This is a genomic window from Paraburkholderia fungorum (genome assembly GCF_046027215.1).
Lineage (GTDB): Bacteria > Pseudomonadota > Gammaproteobacteria > Burkholderiales > Burkholderiaceae > Paraburkholderia > Paraburkholderia fungorum_D.
The window spans coordinates 154,763-171,526 of sequence record NZ_JAQQEN010000002.1 but is presented as its reverse complement, the minus strand read 5'-3'; the positions used below and the strand labels follow the sequence as shown (position 1 = coordinate 171,526).

Genomic DNA, 16,764 nt, shown 5'->3' with positions numbered 1-16,764 from the left:
GACCCCGCCGCCGCAATGCACGGCCGCACTGGCGGGACAGATGACCTGGCTTCACTTTGACGAGCATGTGGCATGGAATGGTTTGAAGGAAAGCGGTATCGGATCTGGAGCCGTTCGGCCCTGACGATTGACGCGTTCTCGCTGTTGTTTTCCTACTATGCCGTGCCGGTTGCCATCGGCATTCTGTCGTTGTTCGTCTTGCTGTACCCCGCTGCGACACCTGAGCCCGAGGGCGATATCCCCCTGTCGATGCGCATCCTCAGCGATCCGGGCGGCCACCTCGACGTGGAGAGTGCTGCGGCCGCGCTTCGATCGCGGCCATTGCAGACCCGCTACGACACGCATCTGAGCGAGGCGCCAGTCTGGTTTGAAGTCAATACGTTCCAGCCGGATGCGCCGAACGCGACCACCACGCTGTTTCCGTCCCGCCATATCCAGCAGATCACCTGCTTCGACGCAATCACGTGGACGCCGATCGGCAGCGTATCGAGGACCCACGCGTCCTCCGGTGAAATGACCCGCTCAGGCAACGGCATTGCGCTCGTCACCGAGCGGCCGCAAGGCGTGATCTGCCGGGCGATCTTCAGCGGACCCGCCGTGCTCAGCGCGTCGCACCTATCACTGGACGAGCTCAAGCGAAGAAACGACACGTTCTATCGGCGTTCCGGCTTGCTGGAGGGCGGCCTCGTGACGCTGGCCGCTTTCGTGTTGATCACGGCGATCGTCAATCGCGACTGGGTCTACGTGCTCTTCGCCGCATGGCTGTTCGGCAATTTGCGCTTGGGCGCGATCTCGATGGGCTGGGACGATCAATGGCTCGGCTATTCGATTCCGCTCGGCTGGATTTCGCTGATCCGCAAGATTACCGTGCCGGTTTATTACATATTGACCTGCACACTCTTTCAGACTCTCTTCAAAAACGATCTGCTGCGAGTCGGCTATCAGCGCCTGTTTCAAACGGTGCTTTGCCTGGGTCCCCTGCTGCTGCTGGCCGCCATCCTGTTGCCGGTGCCGCTCTATCTTCCCGTGATGTGGGGCATTGCCAGTTTTGCGATCGCAGTGCTGGTGTTCACGCTCGCGCGCCTGCTGGCGATCGCGCCGTCGAGAACCGCGCTCTGGTACAGCGCGGCAATGGGCGTGGCGCTCCTCGCGAGCCTCTCGGAGGTCGCCTCCGCGGCGTTCAAGACGCACTTATTCTTTCCGGCGCTCAACAGCGTCACCGCGGCGCTCGTGTCCAGCCTGATGGCTGCGCTCGCGATCGCCGAGCAGATCCGCGCCGAGCGCGCCGAGCGATTGCGGGTGCAGGCCGAATTGCGCCACGCCTACGAAGCCACGCCGGTGGGCCTTTTTACACTGGCCTCGGACGGCAGCTTTGTGCGCTGGAACACGGCGCTCGAAACGATGCTGAACATGGAAGGCGGGAAAGCAGGCCGCCACTGGAACGACTATTTCGCCCCCGACAGCTGGCAACTGGTCTATAACCAGGCGTTGAACGCCGACTCGGTCGAAGTCGAATTGTCACGCGAGAGCAACGCCCGCGCAGCAGATCCGTCCGCCCTGCCCGGCGGCCTGCCGGCGTACGAAGGCGTGGTCGCCGCGCCCCGATCCGGCGGCGACAAACGGCGGCACTATCTGGTCAAGGCCGCTTACGCGAGCTCGCAGCTGGAAGGCTCCATCCAGGACGTCACCGAGCGGCACCAGGCGCTCAACACCCTGAGCTTTCTGGCGGAACACGATCCCTTGACCGGTGCGTTGAACAGACGCGGGATCGATAAAAACATCGGCGATACCGAAAACGCGGCGGCGGATTCGGCACAGTCGCTCGTCATTGCCTACCTGGATCTCGACCGGTTCAAGCTGATCAACGATCTGTTCGGCCATCACATTGGCGACGAGGTATTGAAGCAGGTCTGCCTGCGCATCGAATCGCAGTTGCGCCCGAGCGACTGCGTGTGCCGCATCGGCGGCGACGAATTCGTCATTCTGTTCGGCAAGACCCCGGTCGAGCAGGCCGCGACGATCTCGCAGACGATCGTCGACGTGATCGACCGCGAACCCTACCGGATCGGCCGGCGTGCCTTTCATGTGCGCGCATCGCTTGGACTCATCGAGTCGCCACCGGCGTTCAGCGCGGAAGAAGCGATCTCCACCGCCGACGCCGCCTGCCGCGAAGCCAAACTCAACGGCAATGGGCGGATCGTTGTCTATACGCGCGACGCACCGATGTTCGTCGAACGCGCGCGCGATCTGAATCTGATCGAGCGGTTCAACGGGGAATTGCCGCTGGCCGGACTGTTCCTCGAGATGCAACCGATCATGTCGCTGAAAACGCCTTACGATGCGCTCGATTTCGAAGTGCTGCTGCGCATGCGCGCGCCCGACGGCACGATCATCCCGCCGGCCAAGGCCATCGCCGCAGCGGAAGCCAACGGCACGATTTCCGCGCTCGACAAATGGGTGATGGAAACCACCCTGAGCTGGATCGACCAGCATCGCGCGAAGCTCTCGCACACCCGCTTCATTTCAATCAACGTGAGCGGCGCATCGTTGAATGACGAACATTTCGTCGCCGAGCTGAGCGAGTTGCTTCATCGGTACCGGGCCATTGTGCCGATGCTGTGCATCGAAATCACGGAAGGTGTCGCGCTGCACGATCTCGACAACACCCGGCGCCTCGTCGATAACCTGCAGCGCCTCGGCGCAAAGGTCGCACTCGACGACTTCGGCGCCGGCTACACGTCGTTCCCGTACCTGAGGGATCTGCCCGCCGATGCGCTGAAAATCGACGGCGGATTCGTGCGGGACATGCAGGAGCTTTCCGCGAACGCCGCCATTGTCGAAGCGATCATCGGGCTGGCGCGCAACCTGGGGATGCAAAGCATCGCGGAGTGGGTTGAGAACGCGCAAACACTGGAGGTCTTGCTGGCAATGCGGGTCGATTATGTGCAAGGTTTCGCCATTGCTCGCCCGCAGTCGCCGGATGTGATTCTCGCGGCAACTTCGGCAGCCGACTTCATCAAAGACCCGGAAATTCTTGCGCTGATCGGGCCGCGCATCGTGTCACCCTCGCTCAGCGGCACATCAACACAAGCCTTGCATTAACCATGTAGTGGAACGCGATGTCTTCAGGCAGCACGATCGCCCGCTTTCTCACGCGACGCGACTGACATGCGCCACCCGAAGGCGGACAGCGCCGTCAACCGACCCACACGCCTCAACTCAACCAGCTCACGTCAGCGGGTTATGCGGGTCATTCGTGAGATGGGTCCACGTGCCGCCCTGACCGAACAGGTTGGTGCCACTGCGGTGATGTCTCGCGCCGTAGCATTTGGTGCCTGCGTGCCGGCAGTTCTGATGCCCGTCTTCCTCGCGCAACCAGTCCGAGACGCTGTTTTCCATCGCCTGCCACAGGTCGGCTTCTTTTTCGCTCCAGTCGTAGCACTGCCTGCACAGCACATCGACGATACCGACGCAGGGTCCGGCATAGCGGCTCACCTTCTCCATCTGGGCGATGATTTCCGCAGTCTTGGTGGCCAGCGCCATGGCGTCGTTGCATGACTTGATTTCGGGCGGCGACTCGTCGAGCGCCTTCAAGGCTTCCGCCGCCTTCTTGAAATGCAGCATCAGCTTGGGCAGCAGCTTCTCCACCCCCGCGCCGGCTTCCCGAATCTCACTCGTGGCATGCGCGTCCACCAGGGCATGATCGAGCAGGCTGGAGCGGATCGGAATACCGTCTACGCCCTTCAGCAGATTGAGGCCGATCTTGTCGCCCGCCAGCACCGCCGTGGAGACGCTGCCGGAAACGGCGCTCGCGCCCAGCTTGGTCAAGGCGCTCGCATCGCCGATGAACGGCAGAAAGATCGAGCCCACCGAGAGCATTTCGCTCAGCAATGCGCCGGCCTTCTCGCTGCCCGTATTGCGGGTGTACCAATGCCCGACCCGCCGTGTCGCGCGTGAGAAATAGCCCGGGCGGTCAACCTGCCGCCACACCGTGTCGAGCAGCGCATCAAGCCGCTTTCTGTGCATGTTGTCGACGACCGTCACGCCGCCGGCCCGCGCGCGCGTCATGACGGGCCGATCCGCGCTGTAGTTCCAGCTCGCACTACTGGAGGCATGCATGCCCGCGACAATTTTTTCGCGAGCCGCAATCATGCCGTCGAGCAAGGTGCTGATCTGCACCGCGCCGGGCGAGCCGGGCGCCGTGGTGACAGCACCGAACGCCGACGGCATGGCGGAAGTCGCCTCCGGGTGCCGCCTCGCGGGCATCGCCGCCGCGCCACGTCTGACCAGCAAGCCGCTGAACGGCGCATAGCACACGTCGTGACGGCCGCCGCCCGGGCAGCAGCTATGCTCGCCATGTTTTTCGAACCAGGTTTGCAAGGCGGTGCTGATCTTCGCTTCGGCCGTGCCCCATTGCTCGGTGAGTTTCTTGTATTCGCCGAGATAGAAAATCAGCAGGTCGAGCACGGGCAGCGTGTAGTTGCGCACCTTGTCGCCATGGTGAATGAAGCGCGACAACGCCTTGACGTAGTTGATCGCTTCTTCGCAATTGATAAATTCCGGCACCGCCGCGGTCTCCACTTCCCTGACGATGGTCCGCATCGCGTTGAAGTGATCGACCGCCCGGCGCAATGAATCGCTCGCCTCGACCGTCAGGAATACGCCGAGATCCTTGCCGGCTGCCGCGGTCGCGGCCGGATATCGTTGCAGCCAGTTGCGGTTCGTACGGCGTTCGTTCGCGCCGATACTTTCGATGGCGTTCTTGATCGCGTAACTCCCCGCCGCGATACCGATCAGCACCGGAATCGCAATGCCGCCGGTCGCGACGCCGGCAATCGCCACGCTCACCGTAATGGCCACGCTCGCGCCCAGACTGAGCTGGCTTTCGGTTTGCCAGGTGGCAAGAAAGGTTCTGGCCTTGTTCGACAGATAATGCTTCGTGAGGCCTGAATGCGCCTTCGAGACGGATTCGAAGGCATCGTGCATCATCATCCTCGCCGATCGCGTGGCGACTTCTCTTGAATGCGGCATGACAATTCCAGAAAGAACGGCGTATTGAATGAAATGAATGAAAACCGGTCCGCGACCGGCAGCGTGGCCGGTGGCAATCGAACGACAAAGCGAACGACAAAGCGAGCGTGGCTCAACCGCTCAAGCTCACGGCAGCCCCAGCATGGCGAGATAGCGGCTCAGATCGCCTTCCTGCTGGACGACCTCGCGCAGCAAATCGGGCAAGGGCATGCCGCCCCATGCCACCGCGCGGCGCAGCAGATAAGGCGTCGGGCTATGCGGTTCGTGCTTCGACAGATAGTCCGCGACGTCCTGCAACAACCGGTACGCATGTGCGCGATCCCTGATCGGTCCATGCGTGCCGGCCGACGCCGTGGGCATGAGCCGAACCTCGTCAGCGAACGCGTGCGGGCCGTGCTGATTGCCGTGCTGCATATCGGCGAAGTCGGCCACGTCCTGAACCGGTTGAGTCTCATCCGCCTGCGTGGCATCGCCGAACTGGGTCAAGCCGGTTTGACGATCGCCTCGCAGCGACCGCGCCGCACGTTGTAAGTCCATCAGTGCCTCCATGACACGCGAAAAACCCGGGGCGTCCTGACCCAGGCGCTCGTCGAGACTGCGCTCCAGCGTCGCGGTGATATCGAGCGCCGCGCCCACGCGCTCTTCGAGCTGCAGCAGATCGGCGAGGTTGCTGCCTTTGCCGACTTCGCCATCCAGAGACTCGCGCGTCAGACCGTCGTCGTCGCGCTCCGAAGCACGCCCCGTGATACGCGACCAGTCGTCCAGATTGATCGACGACGGTTCGACGCTCAGGCTCAACAGCGGAATCTGCAGCCTCAACACCAGCGCAAGCGTGTGATTGATCCACACGAACGGCGCCACCCGTGCCTCGGCATCGCCGTCTTCGAGCTGCGGATAAGCGTGCTCCCAGAACTGCCCGGCAAGCGCATGCAGGAGCCGCATGCCGTCCACGAAACCATCCAGGCGGCGTTGATGGGTCCACGCTTCGCACAGCCACGCTGCGAGCTGAAAATCCTTGCTGCGCGTGCGCAACGCGTCGTCCGCGAGCGTCACGACGGTTTTCCAGTCGGCTTTGGTGAGCGGGCGCTCCCACTCGCGCATCGGCAACGAGGGATCGTCCTGGCGCCGCGCGTCGCGGATCTGCTGGTAGACGGGATCGTTGCGCAGCGACGTGCCCACGCCGTCGCCGTGCTCGAGCGGCACGAGCAAGGCGTCGATGCCGGCGAGCGCCGGCGCGCGATCCAACGAAAGCGGTGCGTTCATAGCGAGGTCCAGTCAGGCGCACGGGTCGGGAAACTGGCGGGCCACGGCAGCGCGGTTTTCTTGCCCGTCGGGCTCAGCACCATCCGCACGAAAACCTGGCCGCGCGACTGCTTCGGCAGCAGCGCTTCGTCGGCGACATTCACGACGCCGAGCGGAAACTCGAACTTCAGCAGTTGCGAGGTGTTGCCGCCGCGGGCACCCGCATCGGCCATCCGCTGCCGGCCGATGAAGGACATCAGCGCCCACGGGTCGCTGAACTGCCAGCTCAGCGTGCGGCCGTCGGTCGAATAGGCGCGCTGCTGCGGATCGCCGGCCGCCTGCAACGGCGAATCCTTCGCGAAGCGCAGCGAGAGCGAGACCGGCATGCCGTATTCCCAATGCAGCGGATGCTGCGCGTCATGCAGGGAGACGCTCTGGTCGCCCACCTTCAGGGTCCAGTCGATCACCTGATTCGCCGCGATTTCGTTGCTGCGGTTGGCGCGGAAATCGATGCTGACGTCGAGCCCCGCCGGCGCGCCGTCGGTGGCCGGATATAAGGGCGAGAGCAAGGCGTCGACCTGGTCGAAGTTGTCGACGAACTGGCGGATCGGCGTGTTGCCGCCCATGACCCGTTCGCCCGCGCCGTTGCGCGCCTGCTGGAACACATGCGAGACCCGCTCGTAATGGCGCAGCGCCTGGCCTACTTCGGCGAAGTCGGCGGTGTTCACGTCGACCGCGTTGCCGCGTGCCGGCACGCCGAATGGCGGATGTCCGCCCACGCCCTGATTGAACGCGCTGGCAAAGCCGGCCCATTGCTGGTTCAGATCCGCGACATAGCCCTGGCCGCAGCGCGTGAGCAGCGCATCGTACAAACGCGCATGCAGCGTGCTGAAGTAATCGCCGGCCGCGAGCCCGGACGGGCGCGATGGGAACCGGCCCAGACAGTCGCCCGCGCCAGGATCGGCCGCCACCGTCTGCACGAACTGCTCGAGCGCGAACAGGCTGCTGTTCGGGTTCTTCAACTGATATCGGTCGAGGTCGCGGACAATCGCCTGCCAGCGCATCGCGAGCGGCGAGCCGGCGTCGCCCGGGCCGAGCGCCGCGAGATACACCGAGGCCTGGCGGCCGAGCGCGATGGCGCGCGTCGCCTGCTGGTCGAGATAGGCGCCAAGCGAGCCCGCGTCGTTGATGCCGAACGCCGCCAGCATCGTCGTGCGCGCGCCGTTCGCGGCGAGCGGCGCGGGCCGCGTCGAATACAGCTCCGAGCGCGTCAACGCATCGTCGACGAGACGCAGATGCGCGAGCGCGTCGCGCGACACCAGCGTGTCCAGGTCATCGAGCTGCGCGCTCGCGCCCATGTCCGCGAGCGCCGCGCGAATCTTCACGAGCCGCAGGCGCGCGGCGTCGAACGCGGCACTGTCGCCTTCGCCCTGCGCGGGCGCCACGGTGGCGGCCGCGGCGACCTGATCCGAGATCAGTCGCGCGAACTGCACGTCGAGCGCCTGCTCGACGGCCGGCTGCACCGCCTCAGGCAGGCTCGCCAGACCGTCGCCGAGGAAACGCTTGCGCACGTCGCCAAGCGCCAGCGCCTGGTCGAGCTGCGCGCGATCCCACGCGACGATCGAACCGTCCGGCACCTGCGGCAGATTCAGACCGCGCGGCGCGACCATGAACGGCTGGTTGAGCAGCTTGGTGAGCCCGTCGCGCAGGGCGATGCGCTCGGGCGCGACTTCGTAGCGCGCGCCTTTGTCGGCCCACACGATGCCGCTGTCCGGGCCGCCGAAGCTCAACGCCAGCTGGCTTCGGAACGCCTGGAAGCCGCTGGCCGAGCGCTCGCGCGTACGGCCGACGAGGTCCGGGCCGAGCAGCCGGTTCTGCGCCGCGCGCGCAAACGTGCGCTCGTAGACCGAGCCTGGCGCGAACTGCGTCTGCCTCATCCATGCGCCCTTGCCGGCAGCGAGCAGATCCTGCTCCGTACCGATGCCGGCGGCGATCGCGCGGTAATTGCCGGTGACCTTGGCGAAATCCGCCGCGCCCGCGTCCGCCACGGAGAGCGTGTTCAGATGCGAACTCACCGATTGCTCGGCGGCGAGCAGCGGATTGGACGTGAACAGCGCGTCGTCGACCTGTTGCGCGCCTTTGTCGAACGAACAACGCAGCGCCTGCTGCACGACGGGCAGGCTGATGCCGCCGGTGCCGTCGGCGGCATACGCGCCGCCGTGGCGCGCGTTGCGATAGAAATACGGCAGGCTCGCCGCGACGTTGCCTTGCAATTCGGCACCGAACGCGTAGCGCACGGCGAGCCGCAATGCATCGGCGTTCTCCGCCGAAGGCTGCTGCAAACGCTCCATGGCCTGCAACGCGGCGTCGAGTTGATCCACCGAGCCGACGTAACGCTGCAATGCGCGCATCGCCGGCTGGTCTTCCGGCGCCAGACTCGCCGCCACGGGCGTGTCCGCACCGAGGGTTTGCGGGGCCGCGCAATCGTCGCCGACAATCAGTTGCCCCGTGCCGGGATCGCGCGCGACACCGGCCAATTGGCTCACATGCGCGAGCATTTCACGCTCGAGCGCCGTCACTGCGATACCGCCGAACTCGCGCTCGAAGCGTTCGCGCACACGCTCGTTCAGATCGTCGACGATGCTCCACGAGCCCGGCATGAACACCGTCCATGCGGTGCTGGTTTGCAGCCGGTCGTTCAGGCCGATCAGCGCGAGCGCCTTGCGACGGTACCAGTCAGCGGGCAATTGCACGCCGCCCTGTTCGGCCGCCGCGCGCTCCTGCCCGTCCTTGCTCAATTCGCCGAGCGCCGCGACGAGCGCGGCATTGCGATGACTCAGCTGAACCGTCGCCACCACCAGACCGAGCCCCCAGCCGCCGAGCAGCACGATGCCACCCCAGCGCAACGCGCGATGCAGCACAGGACGCGTGAGATGTTGCGAGCGCGACGGACGCGTCAGGCCGTATTCGAGGAAGATCTTCTTGTCGAACAGATCGCGCAGGAAGACCGGCCGCAGCATCAGGTCGTTGACGGTGTGGCCTCGGTCGAAGGACTGCGCGCCGTCGTCGACAGCCTTGTCGCGTGCGACCACCAGCGCGGTGCCGCCCTCATCCTCCGCGTCCGAGCCGACCAGCGCGGGTTCCGCGCCACGGCCGTAGGCGTCGCGCTCGCCATTCAGATAGTCGAGCGCGGGCGCGGCGACGCTGCGCTGCGCCAGTTCGCTGCTGTCGCCGGTCAGATAAATGCCGCGGAAGAAAAACGGCTCGTGATAGGCGCTCGGGCGCAGCAATTCGTCGATATAGAGCTGCAATTGCGCGCGCATTGCGTCGATGCGCTCGGGCAGCAGCAGACATTCGCGTGCGTCGAGATCGCCGGTGTCGAGCGTGAACAGTTCGGCCGTGGCGTCGGAGACCGCCCGTTCGATGCTGCCCAGTGCCGTATCCACCCAGTCCGACTGGTAAGTTACCGAAAGATCGAACGGCGAGGACCAGCCGAGCATGCTCGCGCGCAATGGCTCCGGCAAAGCCCGGGCGAAACTCGCGAAGCCGGTCAGCGCTTCGCAACCCGTCACCACGACATACACCGCGAACCGCATCGCAAAGCGGTTCTGCGCCAGCCACAGGCGACGATGCGCGAGCTTCGCGTGGCGCACGAGTTCGAGCTGGGCGTCGGTGTTGTCGGCGACCAGCATGGCCGCCGGCACCGTGATCACGACCGAATCGAACGGCCGCTGCGGCCGGTAGTTGCGGCACAGGCTGAGAAATTCGTCCCACGGCTTTTCGTCGCCGTCTTCATCCGGCGAGCCGAGATAGGCCGCCTTGATATCGACGACAATGCCGCGATCGAAGAACTGCCACGAGATGCCTTGCGTCGCCGCCGGGCTCGCCGCTTCCGCGCTCAGCACACTCGCCACGCCCGATTGCGCGATCGGCAAAGGGCGCGGATCGTCGCCTTCATTGAGCACCAGCACCCACGGAATGTTGTAGCGCTCAGCACGCGAGGCGATATTGCCTTCCACCAGCTCGACCGCCTGGCGAAACGCATGGCGCAATGAGTCGGCACGCAGACGCACGATCTTGCGCTCCGCTTGCGGCTTGGCCTGCGCGCCATGCAGCGCGAAATACACCACCACGCCGAGCACCGCGCACACCACGATGATCAGCAGTGCGAGCGACAATAGAAAAAGATTGCTGGTCAGCATGAGCACACTCCTGCCGATAGCGAACGATGCGCGTGCGTCATGAACTCACTCCCGTGACCGCGTCGCCGTGCAGCGCGGCGCGCACCGGCCACGATTGCCACAACCAGAGCATCTCGGAGACCGCCAGCAACGCGGCGAGCGCGAGCAGGCCGATCACGGTCCAGCGGCTCACCGACGGCAGCTTGCGCGGCGCGATGTGCGAAATCGTGTTGCCATAGGCGGCGTCCGCCAGCACGCGGTCGCGGCCGCCGAGATCCGCGCGCCGTTGATAGACGAACTCGTACAGTTCTTCGCGGTAGCTGCGCAGCCGCGCGGCCCCGTCCGCGCCGCGAAAGCGGCCCTGAAAACCCATCGCGAGCGCGAACAGGCAGATCCGCGCGATATCGCGGCGCGACGGTTCACGATCGGACAGCAACTGCTCGATCTTGCGAAACACCAGATCGCCCGCCACGTTGGTGCGAAACAGCGTCGATTCGAGCAGGTAGTCGGTCCACTGTTCGCGGCCGGTCCATGGCGTGTTGAGCAGGATCTCGTCGGCGAGCACCGCTTTCAGATAGCGCGCGTCCGCGAGATTTTCCATGTCGAAGCGCGTGCTGTCGCGGTGCGATTGCAAGGTTTGCACTTCCAGCAGATTGAGCAGATGCCGGCTCATGCCTTGCGCGGCCAGTTCCGCATCCGCTTCGGGTGCTTCGGAGAAACGCTTCTGCGCTCGCCCGAGTTCGTCGAGAAAGGTGCGGAACTGCGTCATCACCAGGTCGTTCTCTTCAGATTCAATTCGATTGCGTGCCATGCCCGCCTACCTTTATTCTCGACCCTCAGCCTTTGACGAACAGCAGCATTTCCTGCGGCCGCTGCGCGCTCGCGCCTTCATTCGGATTGCTGATGACAAGTGTTTCGCCGGCGACCACGAGCGCCGGGTCGGCCTGAATTTCGAACAGCAGGTAACCGGAGCCGGAGCGGATGCCCAGCTCTTCCGCGTAGTCGACTCCCCGCCGCATCGCACCCAGCACGCGGCGGCTGCGCAGCGACGCGTAGACCGACTGCGAACCGACCACCGCGCCGTCCATCCACGCGAGCAGATCACGGTCCGATTGCCCGCGCAGACCGACCACCACGCGCTCGCCGATCCACTCGGGGTTCAGGACGATCTCGAACGCATCGTGACGGAATTCGAACTTGTGCTCGCGATACCCTTCTCCGACTTCGGACACCGCGTCACGCAAGGTGCGCAACAGCGGGGTGAAAACCGTCAGCGGATCGCCGTGCTCATAGTCGGGCGGCACCGGCGGCAAACCACCGGGCACCAGCATGCTCAGCGTGCCGCTCAGCGAAGCCAGCGCGTGATACAGCGCGAGCGGATGCAGATGCGGCGTGCGCAGGACGGCTTCGGCAAACGGCAGCGCCGCGAGCAGGCTGCGCAACCGGTCTTTCAGTTCGAGCTGCGTCAGCCGGTCGTCCACCTTCGAGGAGGGATTCGCCGTCTGGCGCGCGACGAAAGCCGCCTTGCCACGCACCTGACCCAGCAGCGCGGACACGTTGGCCCACAGCGGCGTATCGCGCGAGACTTCGATCAGCGGCGGCAAACGCTCGGCCAGACGCACCACCTCGTTGTCCCGGTAGACGGTGCCAAGGCGCAGCGACACTACCCGCGCCGGCGGCAACTCGCCCGCGCTCAGCACGAGGTTCGGCAGCAGACGCGGCACGTCGGCGGGCGGCGCTTCCGAGATCTCGTCTTCCACGGGTGCGCCGAGCGTCGAGCGGAAGCGGCGCGCTTCGCCGTCGCGCCGCATCGACGCCGCCACCGGCAGCGTCACGTAGAAATCGACCGGTCCCCTGGCCAGCGCGTCGGCATACGGTTCGAGCGACAGATCGAGGCGCCCGTGCTGGCTTGCATCAGCCGAGTACGACACGGCCGTGCCGTCGGGCATGATCGCGTCCAGCGCGAGCACGCGCACCGTGCCGGCGGGCAGCAACCCCGCGTCCAGCACGAGGCGGCGCACCCCCCAGCTGAACGGCGCTGCCGCCAGCGTCTGCCACGCGACGAGCGAGTCGAGCCGCGCACTCATCAACTGGAAGTGCTGCGGCGCGAGCAGCATGCCCTCATGCCACTCGATACGGTCGACAACCGGTGTCATGCGTTCAGACATCAAGGGTGCTCCGGTGCTGCGCCGCGCGGGGCGCAGCCGGACCGCGGGCACACGTCGGCGCGGCTTTGATTGGGTTCATGGCAAGTCCAGACGCGGTCATTTCACAGCCGATACGGAAAATGTGTGGTTATCCAGTTGCACGGCGACAGCGCCGTTCAACGGCTCGATCCGCACGCGCTGCGCGCCCGGATCCGCATAATTGGCAAACAGAAACGCGGCGAGCACCCGCGGCCGGCCGAAGACGTCGCCGGGTACGTTAATCCGCTGACCAGGCACCAGCTCCCAGCTCCTGTACTGGACCGACTTCGGGAACGTGCTCGCCAGATCGGCGCGCGCCGCGAACCACTTCGAAGCCGGCAACTCGGCGACCCGCGCGAGCAGGGTGTCGTCCGTGACGAACACCACGTCGACCGCGACGGGGCTGTTGTTGTTGACGTCGTCGGCGGCGACGAGGCTCAGGTGATCCCAGCTCACCTTGTCGCCCTTGCCGCCGAACATCGCGCAGCCGCTCACGAGACACATCACACAAGCCGTCAGCAAGGCAAAGCGCAGGCGCCGGGCAATACCGGCAAGCTGCGTAACCCGTGCGGAGGAAGCACCGCGCGCAGAGGAAGCACCGCAAATCGCAGTGACCACACCGGCCACGCGGGTCGTCGCCTCGCGCGGCGCCACCCTCAGCCCGCCTGCGTTGTCGTTCAGAACCGCTTGCCCGTTCGTCATTTCGCTCCTACTCCAACACCCATCAGGACAATCAGCGACGCCGCCAGCAGCACGCAGCCCGTCGCCAGCGCGAGTTGTCCGCGCGTGAATGCAAAGCGCAGCACCGCCACGCCCTCGTGCCGTGCGCCGGGGTCGACGAACGGCGTGCGCTCGGCCGGCAGACCCGCCGAGACCAGCGCGACCACCGTGCAGACCGACAGCAGGCTCAACAGATTGCGCGGCCCCTCGCAGATCAGGTCGATGGCGATCAGCAACACGCCCGCCGCCTCGACCGGCAATTGCAGCATCGCCAGCACCATGCCGACATAACCGATCCCCGCCACGCCGCTGCGTCCCGCCGACGCGAACGCGGCTACCGTGGCCGCCGCACCGGTCAGCACCAGTTCGCCGACGCCGAGCGGCCGCTCGTACAGGTTCGCGATAAAGACCGTGGCGAGCGCGAAATACAACGCCGACCCCGCGCGCACGAACACGCTGCCGAACGGCACCACGAGTTCCGCGACGCCGCGGCTGAAACCCAGCCGCGTGCTCATCGCCTCGATCGCGTGCGGAATCGGCGCGGTGGCGCTGCCCGACATCAGACCCACGAGTACCGACGGCTTGAGCGCCGTGATCACGCGGCCAAGCGGCTCACGCGTGCGCGACGCGATGACGAGCACGGCCGCGCCGCACAGCAGCCCTGCGCACAGGACGAAGCTGAGCAGGAAGCCGCTCATGGCGTCGAGCGTCGCGTGCTCCGTCTGCGCGGCGATATGCGCGGCGGTGCCGAACGCGAGCACCGGCAGTAACAGATTGGCGTATTCGATCAGGTTCTCGAGCGTCCGGTAGATGCCCTCGAAGACGCTGTGCAGCACCCGTGTCTGCTCGCTCGAGAGCGCCGCGAACGCCATGCCGAACAGGATCGTTCCGGTGAGAATGCCGAGTGCGTGACCACCCGCCAGCACGCGATAGAAGTTGTCCGGAATCACGTCGCGCAACGCGAGCGCGCCCGCCGCCACGCTTGCGGCGTCGGTGCCGAACAGCTTCATGCGCATGTCTTCGGCGTCGCTCGCGCTTTGCAGCACGAGCTGGCCGAGTTGCCGGTGCGCCGCGTCGGACAGATGCAGGCCGGGCGCGGCCACCAGACCGGCCAGCGTGCCGCCCGCCGCACACGCCACAACGATGGCCACCGCCAGCGCCAGCATCGTGCCGATCCGCAAACCCGGATGCGACAGCAGCATCAGCTGGCGCAGCCCGAAGAACATCGCGACCATCAGGAGCGGCACGGCCGCCATGTTGACCAGCGCGAGATAGATCTGCCCGATGAAAAAGGCGAAGCCACCGACCGGCGCCACGAATGCTCCCGCCAGGCCGCCGAGCACGAGGCACAGCAGCAGCACCAGCGTGCTGTTCGAGAGCCGCTTGAGCGTGCTCATGAGCGCAGATTCCAGCGCCGCGTCATCCCGTACGACACCGTGACGCGCGCCAGTTCGAGCGTGCTGTCGATCAGCTTCATGGGTGGCGTCGCGAGTCGCCGGGCGGCGAGCGGAATTTCCGTGCAGCCCATCACCGCCGCTTCGGCGCCGCGCGCGGCGAACTCGGCAAGCGCCGCTTCGAGTTCGGCCGCCGACGTGTCGAGCTCCCCCGCCTTGACGGCCTGAATGCAGGCATCGATATGCTGCTGGGTCTGTGCGTTGGGCACGATCGGCTCGATGTCGTGGCGCTCGAGGATCTTCTGATACAGCCCGGATGCCAGCGTGCCACCCGTCGCCAGCACCGCCGCGCGCCGCGTGCCGCGTGCGATCGCGGCGACGCAGGCTTCGGCGATGTGCAGGATCGGCGCGCGGCTGCGCTCGCGCATCGCGTCGTACCAGTAGTGGGCCGAATTGCATGGAACGGCGATCAGATCGACACCGTTGCGATTGAGCATGTCGATCCCGTCGAGCAGCGCGGGCAGCGGATCCTCGCCGCTGCCCAGCATGCCCTTCGAGCGGTCCGGGATGTGCGGCAGGTTCGCGACCAGCAGCGGCAGGTGCTCCTGGTCGCTGGTCGCGCCGGCCGAACTGGTGAGCTGGATCACGCGTTCGAAGAAGTCGACCGTTGCAAGCGGGCCCATGCCCCCGAGAATGCCAATCAGCGCCATGTCGATTCCCTAGATCTTGAGCGGACGCGGGCAGATCACCGTCACGGCAGCGGTATTGCCGATCACGAGAATCAGCGTGCGCAGCATGTCGCACAACGGGTCGACGGCGAGGAACAGAATGAAGGCGGCTTCGAACGGCAGGCTGAGGTAGACGCAGGTCATGCCGACCAGAGAGACGGTCACGAGCCCGGTCATGCCCGCCGACGCGAAGCCGGCCAGCACCGAGGCCAGCAGCACCGTGCACACCTCGGCGACGCCAAGCGGGTGGCCGTACAGCTGGGCGATGAACAGCGTGGCGCACACGTAGTACACCATCGGCCCGACCCGCAGCAGCGAGACGGTCAGCGGCACCATCAGCTCGACACGCGAGCGCGCGAAGCCGAGGCCGTCCACCAGACTTTCGATCATGCTCGGCATGCAGGCCGCGCTGTTGCGGGTAGCCAGCGCCAGCGCGAACGGCGCGCGCAGGGCGTCGAGCGTCGTGCCGAGCGAGTGGCTGGAGCGCTTCCAGATCACGATGGCGGCCAGCGCCACCAGCAGCAGCGAAGCCACGAAGAACGCGATCACGAACTGCAGCATCGCGTGCAGCGGCCCGACACCCGATTTGCCGAGCTGCGCGGCGCTCATGCAAAAGAGAATCAGCGGCAGCGGATAGCTCAGCCAGTGCATCAGCTTCTGGCACGCGTGATAGACGGTTTCGAGCGCCTGGCTCAGACCGACCGAAATGCGTTCCGGCACGCGGCCGACCGCGAGGCCGAACAGCAGTGCGAACACCAGCGCCTTGAGCGCGTCGCCGTTGGCGAGCGCGGCGAAGATATTGGTCGGCACGAGGCTGGTCAGCACGTCGTAGAGGCTCACGCCCTTCTCCGCTGCATCGGTGCCGTACAGGTTCATCACCGTCTCGTTCGAGGTCGACTCGTTGCCGACCATCAGCCCGAAGGTATGCATCGTCGCGGTGGAAAGGTTCACGCCGGGGCGCATCACCAGTAGCACCAGCGCGCCCACCACGGCCACCGTCACCGAGGCGCCGATGAATACCGTCACCACGCGCAGCAGCAGCTTCGAGGTGCCGCCGTCGCGGAACAGCCGTTGCAGGCTGAAGATCACCGCCGACACCATGAACGGCAGCGTCGTCATCTTCAGCAGATTCACGTAGATGTCGCCGACGATCGCGAACTTCTGCGACAGCTCGGGCAGCAGCAGGCCGAACGCGCCGCCGAGCGCGAGGCTGCCGATGACGGCCCACGGGTTCACGGCCAGCGCGTAAATCCTGTTTGAATTGATCATGTCTATGTGAATC

The 16,764-nt window shown here is 65.7% G+C and carries 10 protein-coding genes; 1 reads left to right on the top strand and 9 read right to left on the bottom strand.

What is annotated here, in order from left to right:
• The first annotated feature begins 72 nt into the window (after window positions 1–72).
• The gene (locus PQR27_RS21475; protein ID WP_408525672.1) at window positions 73–3,102 is read left to right on the top strand and encodes a putative bifunctional diguanylate cyclase/phosphodiesterase; all 3,030 of its coding nucleotides are present in this window, start codon (window positions 73–75) and stop codon (window positions 3,100–3,102) included.
• Between the two features lie 126 nt (window positions 3,103–3,228).
• Here PQR27_RS21475 and PQR27_RS21470 read toward each other — a convergent pair whose 3' ends face one another.
• The 9 genes from PQR27_RS21470 to PQR27_RS21430 all read right to left on the bottom strand — a co-directional run bounded on the left by PQR27_RS21470 (window position 3,229) and on the right by PQR27_RS21430 (window position 16,748).
• Window positions 3,229–5,031 carry a hypothetical protein gene (locus tag PQR27_RS21470; RefSeq protein WP_408525671.1) on the bottom strand — a complete coding sequence of 601 codons (1,803 nt, stop codon included), beginning with the start codon at window positions 5,029–5,031 and terminating at the stop codon, window positions 3,229–3,231.
• Between the two features lie 126 nt (window positions 5,032–5,157).
• Window positions 5,158–6,294, bottom strand: coding sequence for a type VI secretion system protein TssA (gene tssA / locus PQR27_RS21465; RefSeq protein WP_408525670.1), 1,137 nt, complete (start codon window positions 6,292–6,294; stop codon window positions 5,158–5,160).
• Window positions 6,291–10,475: a type VI secretion protein IcmF/TssM N-terminal domain-containing protein gene (locus PQR27_RS21460; RefSeq protein ID WP_408525669.1), complete on the bottom strand. Its 4,185-nt coding sequence runs from the start codon at window positions 10,473–10,475 to the stop codon at window positions 6,291–6,293. The genes tssA and PQR27_RS21460 overlap by 4 nt, the downstream gene beginning before the upstream one ends.
• A 37-nt stretch (window positions 10,476–10,512) precedes the next feature.
• Window positions 10,513–11,265, bottom strand: a complete 753-nt coding sequence (locus tag PQR27_RS21455) for a DotU family type IV/VI secretion system protein (protein WP_408525668.1) — start codon at window positions 11,263–11,265, stop codon at window positions 10,513–10,515.
• Between the two features lie 25 nt (window positions 11,266–11,290).
• Window positions 11,291–12,622 carry a type VI secretion system baseplate subunit TssK gene (tssK, locus tag PQR27_RS21450; protein ID WP_408525667.1) on the bottom strand — a complete coding sequence of 444 codons (1,332 nt, stop codon included), beginning with the start codon at window positions 12,620–12,622 and terminating at the stop codon, window positions 11,291–11,293.
• Window positions 12,623–12,718: 96 nt separating this feature from the next.
• Complete coding sequence (locus tag PQR27_RS21445; RefSeq protein WP_408525666.1) at window positions 12,719–13,342, bottom strand: hypothetical protein; 624 nt, start codon at window positions 13,340–13,342, stop codon at window positions 12,719–12,721.
• Window positions 13,339–14,757 carry a dicarboxylate/amino acid:cation symporter gene (locus PQR27_RS21440; RefSeq protein WP_408525665.1) on the bottom strand — a complete coding sequence of 473 codons (1,419 nt, stop codon included), beginning with the start codon at window positions 14,755–14,757 and terminating at the stop codon, window positions 13,339–13,341. The genes PQR27_RS21445 and PQR27_RS21440 overlap by 4 nt, the downstream gene beginning before the upstream one ends.
• A complete protein-coding gene (gene cuyB / locus PQR27_RS21435; protein ID WP_408525664.1) occupies window positions 14,754–15,464 on the bottom strand; it encodes a cysteate racemase in 711 nt (236 codons plus the stop codon). Before cuyB ends, PQR27_RS21440 begins: the two co-directional genes overlap by 4 nt.
• A gap of 9 nt (window positions 15,465–15,473) precedes the next feature.
• Window positions 15,474–16,748, bottom strand: coding sequence for a dicarboxylate/amino acid:cation symporter (locus tag PQR27_RS21430; RefSeq protein ID WP_408528259.1), 1,275 nt, complete (start codon window positions 16,746–16,748; stop codon window positions 15,474–15,476).
• Window positions 16,749–16,764 lie beyond the last annotated feature (16 nt).

What these genes read in the sequence shown, in the direction of transcription:
- PQR27_RS21445 (WP_408525666.1), bottom strand. Translation starts at nt 13,342, where the DNA reads ATGACGAACGGGCAAGCGGTTCTGAACGACAACGCAGGCGGGCTGAGG.
- tssK (WP_408525667.1), bottom strand. Translation starts at nt 12,622, where the DNA reads ATGTCTGAACGCATGACACCGGTTGTCGACCGTATCGAGTGGCATGAG.
- cuyB (WP_408525664.1), bottom strand. Translation starts at nt 15,464, where the DNA reads ATGGCGCTGATTGGCATTCTCGGGGGCATGGGCCCGCTTGCAACGGTC.
- PQR27_RS21475 (WP_408525672.1), top strand. Translation starts at nt 73, where the DNA reads ATGGAATGGTTTGAAGGAAAGCGGTATCGGATCTGGAGCCGTTCGGCC.
- tssA (WP_408525670.1), bottom strand. Translation starts at nt 6,294, where the DNA reads ATGAACGCACCGCTTTCGTTGGATCGCGCGCCGGCGCTCGCCGGCATC.
- PQR27_RS21455 (WP_408525668.1), bottom strand. Translation starts at nt 11,265, where the DNA reads ATGGCACGCAATCGAATTGAATCTGAAGAGAACGACCTGGTGATGACG.
- PQR27_RS21470 (WP_408525671.1), bottom strand. Translation starts at nt 5,031, where the DNA reads ATGCCGCATTCAAGAGAAGTCGCCACGCGATCGGCGAGGATGATGATG.
- PQR27_RS21460 (WP_408525669.1), bottom strand. Translation starts at nt 10,475, where the DNA reads ATGCTGACCAGCAATCTTTTTCTATTGTCGCTCGCACTGCTGATCATC.
- PQR27_RS21440 (WP_408525665.1), bottom strand. Translation starts at nt 14,757, where the DNA reads ATGAGCACGCTCAAGCGGCTCTCGAACAGCACGCTGGTGCTGCTGCTG.